Genomic DNA, 16,840 nt, shown 5'->3' on the forward strand with positions numbered 1-16,840 from the left:
GCTCCGGCAGCGGCCGGAGCCGTGAAAAAGCGGGGCTCCGGGCTGGCGGGCAAAATTAGTCGTTGATGAAGATGGCGCCCAGTTTCTCAAGGTGTTCCAGCGCCTCGCCGCAACCGCGCACGACGCAGGTCAGCGGATCGTCCGCGACCACGACGGGCAGGCCGGTCTCTTCCTGCAGCAGGCGGTCCAGGTCGCGCAGCAGCGCGCCGCCACCGGTCAGGGCGATGCCCTTGTCGGTGATGTCGGCGCCCAGTTCGGGCGGAGTCTGTTCCAGCGCGATCTTCACGGCGGAAACGATCTGGTTCAGCGGATCCGTCAGCGATTCCAGGATCTCGTTGGACGAGACCGTGAAGCTGCGCGGCACGCCTTCGGCCAGGTTGCGGCCCTTGACCTCGATCTCGCGGACTTCGGAACCCGGGAACGCCGAGCCGATTTCCTTCTTGATCAGTTCGGCGGTGGGTTCGCCGATCAGCATGCCGTAGTTGCGGCGGATATAGTTGACGATGGCTTCGTCAAACTTGTCGCCGCCGACGCGCACCGAGCCCTTGTAGACCATGCCGCCCAGCGAGATGACCGCCACTTCGGTGGTGCCGCCGCCGATGTCGACGACCATGGAGCCGCTGGCGTCGGACACGGCCAGACCGGCGCCGATGGCCGCGGCCATGGGTTCTTCGATCAGGAAGACGTGGGACGCGCCCGCGCCCAGGGCCGATTCACGGATGGCGCGGCGTTCAACCTGGGTGGAGCCGCAGGGCACGCAAACGATGATGCGCGGGCTGGGCGCCAGCATGTTGCGGGGGTGCACCATGCGGATGAACTGCTTGAGCATCTGCTCGGTGACCGTGAAGTCGGCGATGACGCCGTCCTTCATGGGCCGGATGGCCTCTATATTGCCGGGAACGCGGCCAAGCATCTGCTTGGCTTCGTGCCCGACGGCCTGGATGATCTTCTTGCCGTGGGGACCGCCTTCATGACGGATTGCGACCACGGACGGTTCATCGAGCACGATGCCCTTGCCGCGGACGTAAATCAGCGTATTGGCGGTACCGAGGTCGATCGCCATATCGCTGGAAAAATAACTGCGCAGGAATCCGAACATGGGAGCTCAGCTAAATTCTGGGGGGAATGAGGTACATGCCGCGGGGCGTAGGGCCCGTAAAACAACGGGTCCGCCTGTCATCACGGCGATTAAACCGTGAATCATAACTTATAATTTCCCCGGAAATAGCGCATAAATGCAGGCTATTCAAGCTTTGTAACGGGTTCGGCATATGCATACTGCCCTCTCCCGCCCCTCGGCCTTCGCTTATCGATTTGCAATCCCCCATGGCGCTCAATGACACAGATGTGGCCCGCATTGCCCGGCTGGCCAGAATCGAACTGACCCCCGACCAGCGCACCCTCGCGCAGGCCGAACTCAACGGCATCCTCCACCTGATCGAACGGCTCCAGTCCGTCGACACCCAGGGGGTCGAACCCCTGGCCCACCCGCTGTCCGCCCACGAAGACATCGTGCTGCGACTGCGTGAAGATGCCGTGACCGAACCCAGCTCGGAGGCCCGCCGCGAAGAGCTGCTGGCCAACGCCCCCGACGCCCAGGAAGGCCTGTTCCTGGTTCCCAAGGTCCTGGATTAAGTCATGACGAAACCCGCTCTGCACACCCAATTCAAGGGGATCGCCGCCCTGCGCGCGGCCCTTGCGCAACGCCAGGTCAGCGCCGTCGAGCTCGCCCAAAGCGCCTTGGCGGCCGCCGAAACGGCCAGCGGCCTGAATTGCTTTTTACATATTGACGCCGAATTGACGCTGGCCCAGGCCCGCGCCGCCGACTCAGCCCTGGCTGCCGGCTCGGCCGGCCCGCTGGCCGGCATCCCGATCGCCCACAAGGACGCCTTCGTCACCCGCGGCTGGCGCACCACCGCCGGCAGCAAGATGCTCGAGGGCTACGTCAGCCCGTTCGACGCCACCGTCGTAGAGCGCCTGGGCGAGGCCGGCGCCGTGTCGCTCGGCAAGCTGAACTGCGACGAATTCGCCATGGGTTCCGGCAACGAGAACTCCGCCTACGGCGCCGTGAAGAACCCCTGGGACCACGCCGCCGTGCCTGGCGGCTCCTCGGGCGGTTCGGCCGCCGCCGTGGCCGCCCGCCTGGTGGCCGCCGCCACCGGCACCGACACCGGCGGCTCGGTGCGCCAGCCCGCCGCCTTGTGCGGCGTCAGCGGCATCAAGCCCACCTACGGCACCGTGTCCCGCTACGGCATGGTGGCCTTCGGCTCCAGCCTGGACCAGGCCGGCCCGCTGGCCGAAAGCGCCCGCGACCTGCTCGAACTGCTGGACGTCATCAGCGGCTTCGACCCGCGCGACGCCACCAGCCTGGAAAAATGCGACGCCGCCACCAACGAGCCCGGCCGCGTCCGGCGCGACTTCGAGGCGGCCCAGGGCCGCTTCGACGCCGCCGGCAGCCAACCGTTGAAGGGCTTGCGCATCGGCGTGCCCGCCGAATACTTCGGCGCCGGCCTGGCGCCTGACGTGGCCGCCGCGGTCGAAGCCGCGCTGGCCCAATTCGAGGCGCTGGGCGCCGTGCGCGTGCCGGTGTCGCTGCCGCGCACCGAGCTGGCCATTCCCGCCTATTACGTCATCGCCCCCGCCGAAGCCTCCAGCAACCTGGCACGCTACGACGGCGTGCGCTACGGCCACCGCGCCGCCCAGTACGGCGACCTGAACGAAATGATCAGCCGCTCGCGCGCCGAAGGCTTCGGCGACGAGGTCAAGCGCCGCATCCTGATCGGCACCTACGTGCTGTCCCATGGCTACTACGACGCCTACTACCTGCAGGCACAGCGTCTGCGCCGCCTGATCGCGCAGGACTTCCAGCGCGCCTATGCGGACCAGTGCGACGTGATCATGGGTCCGGTGACGCCCACCGTGGCCAAGAACATCGGCGACAACCGCGACGATCCCACCGCCGACTGGCTGGCGGACGTCTACACCCTGGGCGTGAGCCTGGCCGGGCTGCCCGCCATGTCGATCCCCTGCGGTTTCGGTGGCGCTGGCAACCAGCGCCCGGTAGGCCTGCAGATCATCGGCAACTACTTCGACGAAGGCCGCCTGCTGGCCATCGCCGACCGCTACCAACAAGTGACGGACTGGCACACGCGTGCCCCGGTCCAGCAAGGCTGACAACATGAACTGGGAAATCGTCATCGGCCTGGAAACGCATACGCAGCTTTCCACGGACTCCAAGATTTTTTCGGGTAGCAGCACCGAATTCGGCGCCGCGCCCAATACCCACGCCAACGTGGTCGATCTGGCCCTGCCGGGCAGCCTGCCGGTCATGAACCGCGGCGCCGCCGAACGCGCCATCCGCTTCGGCCTGGCCGTGGGCGCCACCATCGCGCCGCGCTCGGTGTTCGCGCGCAAGAACTACTTCTACCCCGACCTGCCCAAGGGCTACCAGATCAGCCAGTACGAGCTGCCGGTGGTGGTGGGCGGTTCGCTGTCGTTCTTCGTGGGCGAGGAAGAGAAAACCGTCAACCTGACGCGTGCCCACCTGGAAGAAGACGCCGGCAAGTCCCTGCACGACGACTTCAATCTGGCCAACGGCGCGCCCGCCAGCGGCATCGACCTGAACCGCGCCGGTACGCCGCTGCTGGAAATCGTGACGGAGCCGGAAATGCGCTCGGCCGCCGAGGCCGTGTCCTACGCCCGCGCCCTGCACAGCCTGGTCGTGTGGCTGGGCATCTGCGACGGCAACATGCAGGAAGGCTCGTTCCGCTGCGACGCCAACGTGTCCGTGCGACCGGTGGGCCAAAAGGAATTCGGCACCCGCACCGAGATCAAGAACGTCAACTCGTTCCGCTTCCTGGAACGCGCCATCGTCTATGAAGCGCGGCGCCAGATCGAGCTGATCGAAGACGGCGGCACGGTAGTCCAGGAAACCCGCCTGTACGACGCCGACCGCGACGAGACGCGCAGCATGCGCAGCAAGGAAGACGCGCACGACTACCGCTACTTCCCCGACCCCGACCTGCCCACGCTGGTGATTTCCAGCGCCTGGGTCGACGAGGTCCGCGCCGCCATGCCCGAGCTGCCGGCCGCCCAGCGCGCGCGCTTCGAATCCGAGTACGGCCTGCCCGCCTACGACGCCGCCCAGCTGACCGTCAGCCGCGACCTCGCCGCCTACTTCGAGGCCGTGGCGCACGCGCTGCCGGCCGGCCAGGCCAAGCTGGCCGCCAACTGGGTCATGGGTGAAGTCTCCGCCGCCCTGAACAAGGACGAAAAGAGCATCGCCGACTCGCCGGTGCAGGCGCCGGCGCTGGCCGCCCTGATCGGCCGCATCATCGACGGCACCATCTCCAACAAGATCGCCCGCGAAGTCTTCGGCGCCATGTGGGCCGGCGAAAACGGCGGCCAGGCCGATGCCATCATCGACGCCCGCGGCCTCAAGCAGATCAGCGACACCGGCGCCATCGGCGCCATGATCGACGAGGTGCTGGCCGCCAATCCTGCCATCGTGGAAGAGTACCGGGCCGGCAAGCAGAAGGCGTTCAACTCGCTGGTGGGCCAGATCATGAAGGCCGCCCGCGGCAAGGCCAACCCGCAGCAGGTGAATGATCTGTTGAAGCAGAAGCTGGATAGCTGATCCTGGACCGGGCGCGCCTCGCAACGGTGCGCTCAGGAAGTATCAGACGAAACGAAGGGCCGCGGCGTATTGCCGCGGCCCTTCGTTTATCCAAGAATGATCTGGTCGATTTCGACCGGAGACTCGGACATGAATTACCTGGAAATCAGCAGCAGCGACCTGCTGCATCGGTTTGCCGACCACCTGCAAGCGGTCCGAGAGGGCCAGCATTTCATCATTTCACTGGACGGCGTGCTCTGCGCCAGGCTGACCCCCGCCCTGCCCACAACGTCGCTGGACGCGCATGATGCGCTTGAGGCAATGAAATGCTTCACGCCCGCGCCGGCCGTCCCGCACGAAGTCATCCGTTCCTGGATCGAAGAGGGCCGGGAATGAATCCGATCCGCTTGATACCGGACGCCTCGCTTGCCCTCGCATGGCTGATCGACCGCGCGGACGCCCACGAAGCACTGATAGCCCGGCATCTGCTGGAAACTGCTCACGAGTCTGAAAACACGGTGCCCCCCATCTGGCACACGGAAGTCGCGAACGGCATGTTGCGCGCCGAGCGCGGCCAACGAGCATCGGCGGGTCAGTTGTTATCGTTCAGACAGCTTCTCGAACGCCTGCCCATACTTCCAGACCCGGCTGCCCCATCTTCCTGCGTTGCCCGCAGCTATCTGCTGGCTCGAACGCACGGCTTGACCGTCTACGATGCCAGTTATCTCGAACTGGCCCAAAGAACCAACGGTTATCTGGCCACCTTCGACCGCAAGCTGGCGGATGCCGCCCGAGCGAGCGGCGTGGCCGTCTTCGGCCAACCCCATGGGGTCGCTGAGCCAGCGGCAAGCTATGGATAAAAGGGCGGCACCTGGCCGCCCCACTACCTGCACTCGCTGAGGACAGGCTTTACTTCACCCCGTACTTCGTCCGATACGCCAACACCGCCTCGCGGTGCTCGGCGAACGAAGCGTCGTCCTGCAGCAGCGCCAGGATATCCGCCAGCGAAGCAATCGCCACCACCGGAATGCCATAAGTCTTGGCCACGTCCTGCACGGCGGAATGCGCCGACAGGGCGTCGTCCGGACCCGCGCGCTCCATGCGATCCATGGCAATGAGCACGGCGGCCGGCTCGGCGCCGGCGGCGCGGATGATCTCCACCGATTCGCGCACCGAGGTGCCCGCGGTGATCACGTCGTCAATGATGACGACCTTGCCCTTGAGCGGCGCGCCCACCAGGGTGCCGCCTTCGCCGTGGTCCTTGGCTTCCTTGCGGTTGTACGCGAACGGCACGTCGCCGCCCTTCATGCCGGGGTGGCCCGCCAGCGCAATGGCGGTCGCCGTGCCCAGCGGAATGCCCTTGTAGGCCGGACCGAACAGCATGTCGAATTCCACCCCCGAATCCAGCAGCGCCTGGGCGTAGAACTGCGCCAGCTTGCCGACCGAGCGTCCGCTGTTGAACAGTCCGGCATTGAAAAAATAGGGACTGATACGGCCCGATTTGACCTTGAAGCTGCCGAAGCGCAGCACGCCCTCGTTCAAGGCGAAGCGGACGAAATCCAGGGCGGTGGCGGAAGAATGGGCGGCGGGCATGCGTAAAGGTCCGGTAGATGGCAAACGCAGGCATTTTATCCGCTGTCGGGGCTATTCCCGGACAGCCGCGCCGAGTCGGTTAAATTGCTGGCATTGTCCCGGCCCTCGCGGCCGCCCAACAGGAGTTTCGCTTTGCTGCGCATTACGTCGATCAATCTCAACGGCATCCGGTCCGCCTTCCGCAAGGGCCTGCAACCTTGGATGGAAAAGCATGCAGCCGACGTGCTCTGCCTGCAGGAGATCAAGGTATCCCACGAGGACCTGACCGACGACCTGCGCCACCCGCCCGGTTATACCGGCCACTTCCACCATGCCGTGAAGAAGGGCTATAGCGGCGTGGGCATCTACCTGCGCGACGCGGCCGAACGCGTCAACACCGGTCTGGATTGCGAAGAATTCGACCCCGAAGGCCGCATCATCCGCGCCGACTGGAAAAACCTGTCGGTCATCAGCGCCTACCTGCCCTCGGGCTCCAGCGGCGACGAGCGCCAGCAGGCCAAGTACCGCTTCCTGGACCGCTTCGGCCCCTGGATCGACGCCCTGATGCACGAGCACAAGACCACCGGCCGCGAGTTCATCATCTGCGGCGACTGGAACATCGCGCACAAGGAAATCGACCTGAAGAACTGGAAGGGCAATCTGAAGAATTCGGGCTTCCTGCCCGAAGAGCGCGCCTGGCTGACCGACGTGTTCGACAAGCGCGGCTTCGTCGACGTGTTCCGCACCATCGACGACCGCCCGGACCAGTACACCTGGTGGAGCAACCGCGGCCAGGCCTGGGCCAAGAACGTGGGGTGGCGCATCGACTACCAGATCGCCACGCCGGGCATCGCCGCCCGCGCCCGCAACGTGGCCATCTACAAGGACGAGCGCTTCTCGGACCACGCCCCCCTGACGATCGACTACGACGCCACGCTCTGAGCGGCATCCGCCGGACCGCCCACCGCCTCGTGTAGCGATGCGGCGGCTTCCCGGCGCAACCATTCCAGAAAGGCTTCCGCCCGCGGATCTTCTGAACAGGGCCGGGGCGACAGCAACACATAGGCCGAGCCGTCGCGGGCAAAACCGCGAGGCGCCTCCAACCGGCGATCGCCCAAGGCGTCGCACGCCATCAAGGCGGAACCTATCGCCACACCCAGGCCTGCGGCGGCAGCCTGCAAACTCAGATAGAAATGCTCGTAGGCCGGCCCGGACCGGCGCGGGGGCTTCATGCCTGCCGCCCGCGCCCAATGCCGCCAGGCTTGCGGACGGGTCGCACTGCTGAGCGCAGGCGCGCCGCCCCAATCATCCGCAGCCGGATCCGCGCCGACCAAGCCCGGCCGGCATAACGGCCCCGTCCATTCCTCGCACACCCGCTCGGCATGCAGGGCAGCATCCCAGTCAAAGTCATTGCGGCGCAACGCCACGTCCACGCCCTGGGTGACGAAATCCACGGGACCGCCTGCCGCATACAGGTGCACCTGCACGCCGGGATGGGCGCGCTGGAAGTCCGGCAGCCGCGGGATGAGCCACATCATGGCGATGGTGGGCTCGCAAGACAGCACCAGCGGCGCATCCGCCGCCGGCTGGCGCAGCTTGGCCAGGCCCGCCGCCAACTGCTCGAACAGGGCGCGCGTCACCTCGAATAGCTGCCTGCCCGCATTGGTCAGAAAAACAGCCCGATTGCGGCGTTCGAACAACGCCAGGCCCAGCGCGTCCTCGAGCAGCCGGATCTGCCGGCTGACGGCGCCATGGGTCACGTGCAGCTCTTCGGCCGCCTTGCCAAACGCCAGGTGGCGGGCAGCGGCATCGAACACGCGCAAAGTATTGAGCGGCGGCAGCTTCATGGCAAAAGGTGATTTTTTCTCACGTATATCCGACATTAGAAATCGTTTTTCCAGCGGGCGCCAGCGTCCCACAATGCCGGCTCCGTTTAGCAACCTGCTGCCGCCATGACCGAACTGATCGCCGTCGCCCTCATCACCATACTTGCCGTCATCAGCCCCGGGCCGGACTTCGCCATGGTCACGCGCAACAGCTATCTGTTCGGCCGGCGCACCGGCCTGATCTGCGCGCTGGGCATCGCGCTGGGCGTGCAGGTGCACGTGTTCTACACCATGTTCGGGGTCAGCCTGCTGGCGCACTACGCACAGCCCGTGCTGCAGGGCATCAAACTGGCGGGCGCCTGCTATCTGATCTACATGGGCTGGAAGACCTTCTTCAACCGCACCCAGGTCAGCCGCGACCTTTCGGAGCGCCCCCCTATCTCGGGCTGGCAAGCGCTATACAGCGGCTTTCTGACCAATGCGCTGAATCCCAAGACTACGTTGTTCGTGGTCAGCACCTATACCCAGGTGGTGTCGCCCGGCACGCCGCTGGCCTGGCAGTTCGGCTATGGCCTGTTCATGTCGTTGGCGCACTGGATCTGGTTCGGCGCGGTGGCGTGGTCGGTGTCCTCGCCCTTCCTGCGGCGGATGCTGCTGGATCATCAGCTTGCGGCCGACCGTGTGGTGGGAGCCGTCCTGATGGCGCTGGGCGCGGCGCTGGCCGTCGTACAACTGTAATCCCGCAGAGGGGACGTGATTTTGCTCAAACAAATAATGGGGACGCATTAAATCAGTATCGCTCCTCCAGCCAGCCAAAAACTACCCGAACGGGTCTGCCTTTCCTTTCCAACAATTCGGAAGGCCCTATGAACTCTCTATGAAAATAAATGGGGACATATTTAATTCCCTAGGAAATTCAATAGTCTTCGTTGAGAACCCACAATTCAAGGCGACTCAACCTTGATTCCCCACTTTTATATGCCCCCAATAAATTAGAAGAAAAAGTGCTTTGATATCAAGGTGATGGCACCATTTTTGGGCTTTGCGCAGGGCAGCAATTTACCCCTACAATTCCGCACCATACAGGTGCGTCCATGCACCAAAAAAGAATTTTCGCGCCCCAATCCGGCGCAGTCCGCACCTATTCGAAGCACCCCCAAGGAGATCATGTTGAAAGTGCAGAGTCTGGACGACTTCCTGCGTGGCGTCGCCGCGCGCGACCCGCAGCAGCCTGAGTTCATGCAAGCCGTCCAGGAGGTGATGCTGAGCCTGTGGCCTTTCATCGAAAAGCACCCCCACTACGCCGAGCACGCCGTGCTCGAGCGCCTGGTGGAGCCGGAACGCGTGATTCAGTTCCGCGTGTGCTGGACCGATGACCGCGGCCAGGCCCAGGTCAACCGCGCTTTCCGCATTCAACACAGCTCGGCCATCGGCCCCTTCAAGGGCGGCATGCGTTTCCACCCCTCGGTGAACCTGTCCATCCTGAAGTTCCTGGCTTTCGAGCAGACCCTCAAGAACTCGCTCACCACGCTGCCCATGGGCGGCGGCAAGGGCGGCTCCGACTTCGACCCCAAGGGCAAGTCCGACGCTGAAGTCATGCGCTTCTGCCAAGCCCTGATGATCGAGCTGTACCGCCACCTGGGCCCGGACACCGACGTGCCGGCTGGCGACATCGGCGTGGGCGCGCGCGAAGTCGGCTTCATGGCCGGCATGATGAAAAAGCTGTCCAACTCGACCGCCAGCGTGTTCACCGGCAAGGGCCTGACCTTCGGCGGCAGCCTGATCCGCCCCGAAGCCACCGGCTACGGCACCGTGTACTTCGCTGAAGAAATGCTCAAGCGCGTGGGCAAGTCCTTCGACGGCCTGCGCGTGTCCGTATCGGGCTCGGGCAACGTCGCCCAGTACGCGATCGAAAAGGCCATGGCGCTGGGCGCCAAGGTCGTGACGATTTCGGATTCTAACGGCACGGTGGTCGACGAAGCCGGCTTCACGCACGAGAAGCTGGTGGCGCTGATGCACATCAAGAACGACCTGCGCGGCCGCCTGGACACGTATGCCCGCCAGTTCGGCCTGGTCTATGAAGCCGGCAAGCGCCCGTGGCACGTGCCGGTGGACGTGGCCCTGCCCTGCGCCACCCAGAACGAACTGGAACTGGCCGATGCGCAAACGCTGATCAAGAACGGCGTGCTGTGCGTCGCCGAAGGCGCCAACATGCCGGCCACGCTGGAAGCCGCCAAGGCCTTCATCGCCGCCCGCGTGCTGTACGCGCCCGGCAAGGCCAGCAACGCCGGCGGCGTGGCCGTATCCGGCCTGGAAATGGCCCAGAACTCGGCCCGCCTGGCCTGGACGCGCGAGGAAGTCGACGCGCGCCTGCACGCCATCATGCGCGACATCCATGAGAACTGCGTGCGCCACGGCCACAGCGAACGCGAGTACGTGAACTACCTGGACGGCGCCAACATTGCCGGCTTCGTGAAGGTGGCTGACGCGATGCGTCAGCAAGGGCTGTATTAAGCCCCCCCCCCGAAGCGCTGCGCGCTTCCCCCCAGGGGGCGCCGCAGCGGACCGGCAGAGCCCGGCTCCGCGCGGCCCCGATTGGGGGAGACCTGTTGTGTCGGGGCGGACCTGCCTCGTTGACAGGAATCCACCTGAGCCGGCCCATGGGCCGGCTTAGTTTTTCAGGCGCGGGCAGCGCCTGGCGCTTAGTGCTTCATCGTGCCGTGATTCATGGCGCCGTGGTCCATGCCGGGGTTATGCGAGGCCGGCTTGACCTTGAATTGCACGGCGACTTCGCCGGCTTTTTCGAACTTCAGCGTAGCCGGGACCGTGCCGCCTTCGGCGAACGGGGCCTTCAGCTTGATGAACATGACGTGGTAGCCGCCCGGGCTGAGCTTGACCTCGGTGTCGGCCGGCAGCGCGATGCCGCCTTCCACCTGGCGCATCTTCGAGACGCCGTTCTCGGTCTGGACCGTGTGCAACTCGACGCGCTCCGCCGCGTCGGACGACACCGACAGCAGGCGGTCAGCAGCCTTGGCATCGTTGTCGATGTCCATATACCCCGCGCCATTGGACTGGCCGGGCGCGGAGGCGCGCACCCAGAGGTCGTCGACCTCGATCTGGCCAACCTTGTAGTCCTTCGCCCAAGCCGAGCCGGCCGTGCACAGGCCCAGGGCGGCGATGACAGCGAACTTGCGGATGTTCATGGGTTGTTCTCCTAGGGGGTTAACGCCGCCTGACCAGGCTGCGGGCAGCTGACAGGACCGAATCCGTCAGGGCTTCCATCGCTTCGGAGTTTACCCGCCAATGCTGCCAATACAGCGGCACGTCCTCCCAGGCGCGGCCCCGAAGCAGCATCAGCTGACCTGCATCAAGGTGTTCCTGCACCAGCGGCAGCGGATTCATGGTCCAGCCCAGGCCGCCCAGCGTGGCCTGCACGAACGCGCGGGTGGAAGGCACCCACCAGACCGGCGGCTGCCAAGGCGCGGGGTCCGCGATCTTGTGCGCGAAGCGGGCCTGCAGCGCGTCCTTGCGGTTGAACACCAGCACCGGCGCCTGCGCCAGCGTCTGGGCGTTGACGCCCTGCGAGAAGTAGCGCTTGTGGAATTCGGGCGTGCAGGTCGCGACATAGCGCATGCTGCCCAGCGCATGGATGCGGCAGCCCTGGACCGGCTCGGCCAGGGCGGTCACGGCGCCCAGCACCGAGCCATTGCGCAGCAGCGTCGCGGTGTGGTCCTGGTCTTCGGACTGCATGTCCAGCGTGGCCCGGGTGCGCGCCGCGAACTGCACGGCCGCGTCGACGAACCAGGTCTCCAGGCTGTCGTGATTGACCGCGACCGGAATGCTGGCATAGGGCACATCGTCGTCCGCCACGCCCAGGCGGTCGAGCGCGTCGTGCTCCAGCAGCGCCGTCTGCTCGGCCAGCCGCACCAGCACCTGGCCGTCCGCCGTGGCCACCGCCGGCACGGTGCGCTGGACCAGCAGCCGGCCCATGCGGTCCTCCAGCGCCTTGATCCGTTGCGACACTGCCGACGGCGTGACGCTCAGCGACAGCGCCGCCCGCTCGAAGCTGCCTTCCCGCACTACCGCTGCCAGGGCGCGCAGGTTGCCGTGATCGATTTTCATAAGATTAGTTTTGCTTAAGATAGTGAAGGAAAATTAGCTTTATTTCATATCTACTGCAAGCGAAAATGGCCTTGTTACCGGAGCGCTGCGAGCGCCCGGCGTTGTCATCCAAACGCCGCCACAGGCGTAGCAGCACAGGTGCAGGTCATGTTCGCCACGTTGTCATCCCCCCTTTTCTTCACTGCCTGGGCCAGCGGCACGGCCACCGGGCTGGGCCTGTTCGCGGTCGTGGGCGCGCAAAGCGCGTTCATCCTGCGCCAGGGCCTGATGCGCGCGCACCTCTTGAGCGTGGTCGCCATCTGCGCGCTGATCGACGCCATCTTCATCTTCGCCAGCGTCTCCGGCCTGCAAGCCCTGACCTCCTGGTTCCCCTGGCTGACGACCGCCGTGCTGTGGTTCGGCGTGGCCTTCCTGTCCTGGTACGCGCTGCAGTCGGCGCGCCGCGCCTGGACCGCCACGGGCGGACTGGCTGCCGCCCGCGACGTGGTGCCGTCGCGCCGCGCCGCCATCCTGGGCGCGCTGGGCTTTTCGCTGCTGAATCCGCACTTCTGGCTGGACATGGTGGTGGTCGGCTCGCTGGCGCACGGCTTCGAGGACGCACGCATGGCCTTCGCTGCCGGCGCCTTCACCGCCAGCCTGCTGTGGCTCGCGGTGCTCGGCATCGGCTCGCGCCTGTTCGCCCCGTTCTTCGCCAGCGCCTCGGCCTGGCGCGTGCTGGACGGCCTTATCGCGGTGGTCATGGCCGCATTGGCGGTCAGCCTGGCGCTCAAGGGCGTATAAGGACTTCCGAAGGCGTTTAAGCCACGCCTCCCACAGTTTCCCCGAACGGCCGCCCGGACTTCCCGGCGGCCGGTTTGCTTGCGACCCCAGCCACGCCCGGAGTCCCACCATGTACAGCTCCACCTTCATCTTCGCCAAGAAGCAATTCGACGATGATTTCCATCGCCTGGACCAGGCCATCGCCGCCGCCGCCCGGGCCATTCCGGGCTATCTGGGCGAAGAAAGCTGGGAAGATGCGGCCCGCGGACTGATCTCCAACGTCTACTACTGGGAATCGCTGGAAGCGCTGGAGCAATTGATCCGACACCCCGCGCACCTGCAAGCCAAGGCCGCGCAATCGCGGTGGCTCGACGGCTACCGCGTGGAGATCTCCCAGGTGCTCAGGCGTTACGGCGAAGGGCTGACGCCGCCGTCCTTATAATCTGCCGGTTGCCATTCTTTCGTCGGGCGCAACACCGGCCCGCCAGACGATCATGCGCGGTCCCTCCCCCTCCAAAGATGTGCGCCTGCCGCCCCTGGCAGCCATTCAGGCCTTCGAAGCGGCCGCCCGCCTGGGCTCCTTCGAGCGCGCCAGCGAGGAACTCTTCGTCACCGCCAGCGCCATCGGCAAGCGCATTGCCGCGCTGGAGGCCATGCTGGACGTCACCCTCTTCATCCGCAGCAGCCGCGGCGCGACGCTGAGCTCTGCCGGGCGCGAGTACCTGGACCAGGTGCGCACCGCGCTGGATCTGCTGTCGGACGCGTCGCTGCATAAGCGCGGCGAACCGAAGCTCGAACCCTTGCGGGTCGTCTCCACTCCCACCTTCGCCCGCCAGGTGCTGATCCCCGCCCTGCCCGGCTTCACCGCGGCCCATCCCGAGGTGGAACTGGAAATCATGCTGTCCATCCCCTACCTGGACATCATGCCGCCCAATGCCGACGTCTGGGTGCGCTTCGGCAGCGGCAAGTACCCCGGCCTGAACGCGCGCCAGCTGACGGCGGATCCGGTTTTCGCGGTCTGCGCGCCCGGCTACCGCGACCAGCATGGTCCCTTCGAGCGACCCGCGGACCTGGCGCGGGCGCAACTGCTGCGCTGTCCCATGGAGCCTTGGCGGCCATGGCTGGCCGCCGCCGGACTGGACTGGCCCGAACCCGCGCGCGGCGTGTGGCTTGTAGACCTGGGCATCATGCTGGCGGCGGCGCGCGCCGGCCAAGGCCTTGCGCTCACGCGGCGCGCGCTGGCCGCGGAATGGCTGGACGAAGGCAAGCTGGTGCGCGTCCTGGACATCGAAATCCCCGGCGAGGCCCAGTATTACCTGTGCACCGAAACCGCGCGGCCGCCAGGCAAGGCGGTCCAAGCGTTTTCCCTATGGCTGGAAGGCGTGTGCAAACAGGTCTCCCAATGGCCACGCGGCCTGCCAGCCCGTCAGGAATAAATTTCCAGGCAGGGGCGGAATGAAATTCCGCGCAGCCCGCCGCCGCGCTGGCTAGGATGCGGCCAATGCAATGTCCCGCCCATGCCCGCCACGGCACGCAGCCTACTTCCCCCTTTCACACCCAGGCAGCGCCGCAGCGCATGACAGGAATCCTCGTGCGTCCGTACTAGGTATTTACGCGGAAAAACCCCGTCGGGTCAGTTTCGCGTAAGTGATTAGGCAGACAGTCACGACACGCCACACAGGAGAGCGCCGCAGCAATTGATTTCCGCCGCCTGGCGCCGGCACACGGTTTTCCACGCAGTTCTACCAATTACAACGGAGACATCAATGGATTTTCGTTTGAAGCTGCTCGCAGGAACCCTTGCATTTGCCGCAACGGCCGCGGCCCACGCCGCCGACCCCATCAAGATCGGCGTAGCCGGCCCCTACACCGGTGGTTCGTCCTCCATGGGCGTCAGCATGCGCGACGGCGTGCGCCTGGCCATTGAAGAAATCAACAAGAACGGCGGCGTCATGGGACGCCAGCTGATCGCCGTGGAACGCGACGACGAGGCCAAGAACGAGCGCGGCGTGCAGATCGCGCAAGAACTGATCAATAAAGAGCAAGTGGCAGCCACCGTCGGCTACATCAATACCGGCGTGGCGCTGGCCTCCCAGCGCTTCTACCAGGACGCCAAGATCCCCGTGTTCAACAACGTGGCCACGGGCAGCGTCATCACGCACCAGTTCAAGGCGCCGGAATACCCGAACAACTACGTGTTCCGCAACGCGGCGCACGACAGCATCCAGGCCCCGATGATCGTGGAAGAAGCGGTGACCCGCCGCGGCTTCAAGAAAGTCGCGATCCTGGCGGACTCCACCAACTATGGCCAGCTCGGCCGCGAGGATCTGGAGAAGGCCCTGGACGCCAAGGGCATCAAGCCCGTGGCCGTCGAAAAATTCAACATCAAGGACGTCGACATGACGGCCCAGCTGCTGAAGGCCAAGGCCGCCGGCGCCGAAGCCGTGCTGACCTACGGCATCGGCCCCGAACTGGCGCAGGTCGCCAACGGCATGACCAAGCTGGGCTGGAAGGTGCCGATCATCGGCAGCTGGACCCTGTCCATGGCCAACTACATTGACAACTCCGGTACCAACGGCGAAGGCGCGCGCATGCCGCAGACCTTCATCCAGGACCCGGACACGCCCAAGCGCAAGGCCTTCATCGACGCCTACCTGGCCAAGTTCAAGCCCAAGAACAACCGCATCGACTCGCCGGTGTCGGCCGCCCAGGGCTATGACTCCATCTATCTGCTGGCCGCGGCCTTCAAGCAGGCCAACTCCACCGACGGCCCGAAGGTCCGCGAGGCCCTCGAAAACCTGCAGACGCCCGTCGAGGGCGTGGTGATGACCTACAACAAGCCCTTCAGCGCAAACAACCACGACGCCATCACCGCCAAGGAAGTGGTCATCGGCGAAGTCAAGGGCGGCCGCGTGATCAAGGCCAACTAAGGTCCCGCAGCACATCCGGCGGCGGCTGCCCGGCCGCCGCCATCCGCGCCCTGCCTGCCAGGGCGCGGGTCTGCCGCCGCCTGAAAACCGCGTTCTGCCCAAGGGGGTTGGGACGGAACCACAGCGCTACACGACACACACCATGATTCTTCTACAGCTCATCTATAGCGGTATCGCGCTGGGCATGATCTATGCCGTCATCGCGTTCGGATACCAGCTCACGTTCGCTACGTCGGGCACCCTGAACTTCGGCCAGGGCGAAGCCCTGATGCTGGGCGCACTGGTCGGCCTGACGCTGGTCGGCCTGGGCGTGAACTACTGGGTGATGATACCCATCGTCTGCATCTTCGGATTCGCGCAAGGCGCGCTGGTCGAGCGCGTGGGCGTCAGGCCCGCCATCAAGACCCGCTCGGAGTTCGGCTGGATCATGGCCACCATCGCGCTGGGCATCATCTTCAAGAACGTGGCCGAGAACATCTGGGGCCGCGACGATCTGCGCTTCCCCTCGCCGCTGCCGGAAGCGCCGATCCAGGTACTGGGCGCCAATGTGCTGCCCATGGAATTGCTGGTGGTGTTCGGCGCCCTGGCCATGATGCTGCTGGTGGAAATCTTCAACCGCAAGTCCATCTACGGCAAGGCCTTCGTCGCCACCTCCAACGACCGCGACGCCGCCGGCCTGATGGGCATCAACACGGGCATGGTCATCACGTTTTCCTACGCGCTGTCCTCGCTGACAGCAGCGTTCGCCGGCGTGCTGGTCGCGCCCCTGACCCTGACCGGCGCCACCATGGGCGCAGTGCTGGGCCTGAAGGCCTTCGCCGTCGCCATCATCGGCGGCCTGTCCAGCGGCATGGGCGTGGTGGTGGGCGGGCTGATCCTGGGGATCGCCGAAACGACCACCGGTTTCTATCTTTCGACGGGGTACAAAGACGTGCCGGGATTGGTGTTGCTGCTGCTCGTACTGACCTTCAAGCCCGCCGGCCTGTTCGGCAAGACCGCGATCAAGAAGGTGTAAG

The 16,840-nt window shown here is 65.5% G+C and carries 18 protein-coding genes; 13 read left to right on the forward strand and 5 right to left on the reverse strand.

Going from position 1 to position 16,840, the window contains the following annotated elements; translation table 11 throughout:
• Positions 1 to 55: 55 nt before the first annotated feature.
• Complete coding sequence (locus AXYL_RS30540; RefSeq protein ID WP_006216320.1) at positions 56 to 1,099, reverse strand: rod shape-determining protein; 1,044 nt, start codon at positions 1,097 to 1,099, stop codon at positions 56 to 58.
• A gap of 227 nt (positions 1,100 to 1,326) precedes the next feature.
• Between AXYL_RS30540 and gatC the strand changes: the two genes are divergently transcribed.
• From gatC to AXYL_RS30565, 5 genes are all read left to right on the forward strand, one after another.
• Positions 1,327 to 1,635, forward strand: coding sequence for an Asp-tRNA(Asn)/Glu-tRNA(Gln) amidotransferase subunit GatC (gene gatC, locus AXYL_RS30545; protein ID WP_013396749.1), 309 nt, complete (start codon positions 1,327 to 1,329; stop codon positions 1,633 to 1,635).
• 3 nt (positions 1,636 to 1,638) lie between these two features.
• The gene (gene gatA, locus AXYL_RS30550; protein WP_013396750.1) at positions 1,639 to 3,174 is read left to right on the forward strand and encodes an Asp-tRNA(Asn)/Glu-tRNA(Gln) amidotransferase subunit GatA; all 1,536 of its coding nucleotides are present in this window, start codon (positions 1,639 to 1,641) and stop codon (positions 3,172 to 3,174) included.
• Between the two features lie 4 nt (positions 3,175 to 3,178).
• The gene (gatB, locus tag AXYL_RS30555) at positions 3,179 to 4,636 is read left to right on the forward strand and encodes an Asp-tRNA(Asn)/Glu-tRNA(Gln) amidotransferase subunit GatB (protein ID WP_013396751.1); all 1,458 of its coding nucleotides are present in this window, start codon (positions 3,179 to 3,181) and stop codon (positions 4,634 to 4,636) included.
• Between the two features lie 129 nt (positions 4,637 to 4,765).
• Complete coding sequence (locus tag AXYL_RS30560; RefSeq protein WP_013396752.1) at positions 4,766 to 5,011, forward strand: hypothetical protein; 246 nt, start codon at positions 4,766 to 4,768, stop codon at positions 5,009 to 5,011.
• The gene (locus AXYL_RS30565) at positions 5,008 to 5,475 is read left to right on the forward strand and encodes a type II toxin-antitoxin system VapC family toxin (RefSeq protein WP_013396753.1); all 468 of its coding nucleotides are present in this window, start codon (positions 5,008 to 5,010) and stop codon (positions 5,473 to 5,475) included. The genes AXYL_RS30560 and AXYL_RS30565 overlap by 4 nt, the downstream gene beginning before the upstream one ends.
• Before the next feature lie 49 nt (positions 5,476 to 5,524).
• Here the strand turns inward: AXYL_RS30565 and pyrE are convergent, their stop codons facing one another.
• The gene (gene pyrE, locus AXYL_RS30570; RefSeq protein ID WP_013396754.1) at positions 5,525 to 6,208 is read right to left on the reverse strand and encodes an orotate phosphoribosyltransferase; all 684 of its coding nucleotides are present in this window, start codon (positions 6,206 to 6,208) and stop codon (positions 5,525 to 5,527) included.
• Positions 6,209 to 6,340: 132 nt separating this feature from the next.
• On the opposite strand from pyrE, the gene AXYL_RS30575 reads away from it, so the two are divergent.
• Entirely contained in the window at positions 6,341 to 7,129 is a 789-nt protein-coding gene (locus AXYL_RS30575; protein WP_013396755.1) for an exodeoxyribonuclease III, read from the forward strand.
• Here the strand turns inward: AXYL_RS30575 and AXYL_RS30580 are convergent.
• Entirely contained in the window at positions 7,111 to 8,034 is a 924-nt protein-coding gene (locus AXYL_RS30580) for a LysR substrate-binding domain-containing protein (protein WP_013396756.1), read from the reverse strand. The genes AXYL_RS30575 and AXYL_RS30580 overlap by 19 nt on opposite strands.
• Positions 8,035 to 8,139: 105 nt before the next feature.
• Here AXYL_RS30580 and AXYL_RS30585 point away from each other — a divergent pair, with 105 nt between their 5' ends.
• Positions 8,140 to 8,751: a LysE family translocator gene (locus AXYL_RS30585; RefSeq protein WP_013396757.1), complete on the forward strand. Its 612-nt coding sequence runs from the start codon at positions 8,140 to 8,142 to the stop codon at positions 8,749 to 8,751.
• 429 nt (positions 8,752 to 9,180) lie between these two features.
• The gene (gene gdhA / locus AXYL_RS30590; RefSeq protein ID WP_013396758.1) at positions 9,181 to 10,527 is read left to right on the forward strand and encodes an NADP-specific glutamate dehydrogenase; all 1,347 of its coding nucleotides are present in this window, start codon (positions 9,181 to 9,183) and stop codon (positions 10,525 to 10,527) included.
• Between the two features lie 188 nt (positions 10,528 to 10,715).
• Here gdhA and AXYL_RS30595 read toward each other — a convergent pair whose 3' ends face one another.
• Both AXYL_RS30595 and AXYL_RS30600 read right to left on the reverse strand, forming a co-directional pair.
• A complete protein-coding gene (locus AXYL_RS30595) occupies positions 10,716 to 11,216 on the reverse strand; it encodes a copper chaperone PCu(A)C (protein ID WP_013396759.1) in 501 nt (166 codons plus the stop codon).
• 19 nt (positions 11,217 to 11,235) lie between these two features.
• Positions 11,236 to 12,135 carry a LysR family transcriptional regulator ArgP gene (locus AXYL_RS30600; RefSeq protein WP_013396760.1) on the reverse strand — a complete coding sequence of 300 codons (900 nt, stop codon included), beginning with the start codon at positions 12,133 to 12,135 and terminating at the stop codon, positions 11,236 to 11,238.
• 147 nt (positions 12,136 to 12,282) lie between these two features.
• Here AXYL_RS30600 and AXYL_RS30605 point away from each other — a divergent pair, with 147 nt between their 5' ends.
• The 5 genes from AXYL_RS30605 (at position 12,283) to AXYL_RS30625 (ending at position 16,839) form a co-directional block, all read left to right on the forward strand.
• Complete coding sequence (locus tag AXYL_RS30605) at positions 12,283 to 12,915, forward strand: LysE/ArgO family amino acid transporter (protein WP_013396761.1); 633 nt, start codon at positions 12,283 to 12,285, stop codon at positions 12,913 to 12,915.
• A gap of 109 nt (positions 12,916 to 13,024) precedes the next feature.
• Complete coding sequence (locus tag AXYL_RS30610; protein ID WP_013396762.1) at positions 13,025 to 13,336, forward strand: antibiotic biosynthesis monooxygenase family protein; 312 nt, start codon at positions 13,025 to 13,027, stop codon at positions 13,334 to 13,336.
• 52 nt (positions 13,337 to 13,388) lie between these two features.
• Positions 13,389 to 14,330, forward strand: a complete 942-nt coding sequence (locus AXYL_RS30615; RefSeq protein ID WP_013396763.1) for a LysR substrate-binding domain-containing protein — start codon at positions 13,389 to 13,391, stop codon at positions 14,328 to 14,330.
• A gap of 330 nt (positions 14,331 to 14,660) precedes the next feature.
• Positions 14,661 to 15,824, forward strand: a complete 1,164-nt coding sequence (locus AXYL_RS30620) for an ABC transporter substrate-binding protein (protein WP_013396764.1) — start codon at positions 14,661 to 14,663, stop codon at positions 15,822 to 15,824.
• A 142-nt stretch (positions 15,825 to 15,966) separates the two neighbouring features.
• Positions 15,967 to 16,839 (forward strand): branched-chain amino acid ABC transporter permease, encoded by an 873-nt coding sequence (locus AXYL_RS30625; protein ID WP_013396765.1) that lies wholly within the window; start codon positions 15,967 to 15,969, stop codon positions 16,837 to 16,839.
• The last annotated feature ends 1 nt before the right edge of the window (position 16,840 follow it).

Origin of the sequence: Achromobacter xylosoxidans A8 (assembly GCF_000165835.1) — a bacterium.
Lineage (GTDB): Bacteria > Pseudomonadota > Gammaproteobacteria > Burkholderiales > Burkholderiaceae_B > Achromobacter > Achromobacter xylosoxidans_B.

Bases quoted from the DNA above. Each gene is read 5' to 3' on its own strand.
- AXYL_RS30540 (WP_006216320.1), bottom strand. From the start codon at position 1,099: ATGTTCGGATTCCTGCGCAGTTATTTTTCCAGCGATATGGCGATCGAC.
- gatC (WP_013396749.1), top strand. From the start codon at position 1,327: ATGGCGCTCAATGACACAGATGTGGCCCGCATTGCCCGGCTGGCCAGA.
- gatA (WP_013396750.1), top strand. From the start codon at position 1,639: ATGACGAAACCCGCTCTGCACACCCAATTCAAGGGGATCGCCGCCCTG.
- gatB (WP_013396751.1), top strand. From the start codon at position 3,179: ATGAACTGGGAAATCGTCATCGGCCTGGAAACGCATACGCAGCTTTCC.
- AXYL_RS30560 (WP_013396752.1), top strand. From the start codon at position 4,766: ATGAATTACCTGGAAATCAGCAGCAGCGACCTGCTGCATCGGTTTGCC.
- AXYL_RS30565 (WP_013396753.1), top strand. From the start codon at position 5,008: ATGAATCCGATCCGCTTGATACCGGACGCCTCGCTTGCCCTCGCATGG.
- pyrE (WP_013396754.1), bottom strand. From the start codon at position 6,208: ATGCCCGCCGCCCATTCTTCCGCCACCGCCCTGGATTTCGTCCGCTTC.
- AXYL_RS30580 (WP_013396756.1), bottom strand. From the start codon at position 8,034: ATGAAGCTGCCGCCGCTCAATACTTTGCGCGTGTTCGATGCCGCTGCC.
- AXYL_RS30585 (WP_013396757.1), top strand. From the start codon at position 8,140: ATGACCGAACTGATCGCCGTCGCCCTCATCACCATACTTGCCGTCATC.
- gdhA (WP_013396758.1), top strand. From the start codon at position 9,181: ATGTTGAAAGTGCAGAGTCTGGACGACTTCCTGCGTGGCGTCGCCGCG.
- AXYL_RS30595 (WP_013396759.1), bottom strand. From the start codon at position 11,216: ATGAACATCCGCAAGTTCGCTGTCATCGCCGCCCTGGGCCTGTGCACG.
- AXYL_RS30600 (WP_013396760.1), bottom strand. From the start codon at position 12,135: ATGAAAATCGATCACGGCAACCTGCGCGCCCTGGCAGCGGTAGTGCGG.
- AXYL_RS30605 (WP_013396761.1), top strand. From the start codon at position 12,283: ATGTTCGCCACGTTGTCATCCCCCCTTTTCTTCACTGCCTGGGCCAGC.
- AXYL_RS30610 (WP_013396762.1), top strand. From the start codon at position 13,025: ATGTACAGCTCCACCTTCATCTTCGCCAAGAAGCAATTCGACGATGAT.
- AXYL_RS30615 (WP_013396763.1), top strand. From the start codon at position 13,389: ATGCGCGGTCCCTCCCCCTCCAAAGATGTGCGCCTGCCGCCCCTGGCA.
- AXYL_RS30620 (WP_013396764.1), top strand. From the start codon at position 14,661: ATGGATTTTCGTTTGAAGCTGCTCGCAGGAACCCTTGCATTTGCCGCA.
- AXYL_RS30625 (WP_013396765.1), top strand. From the start codon at position 15,967: ATGATTCTTCTACAGCTCATCTATAGCGGTATCGCGCTGGGCATGATC.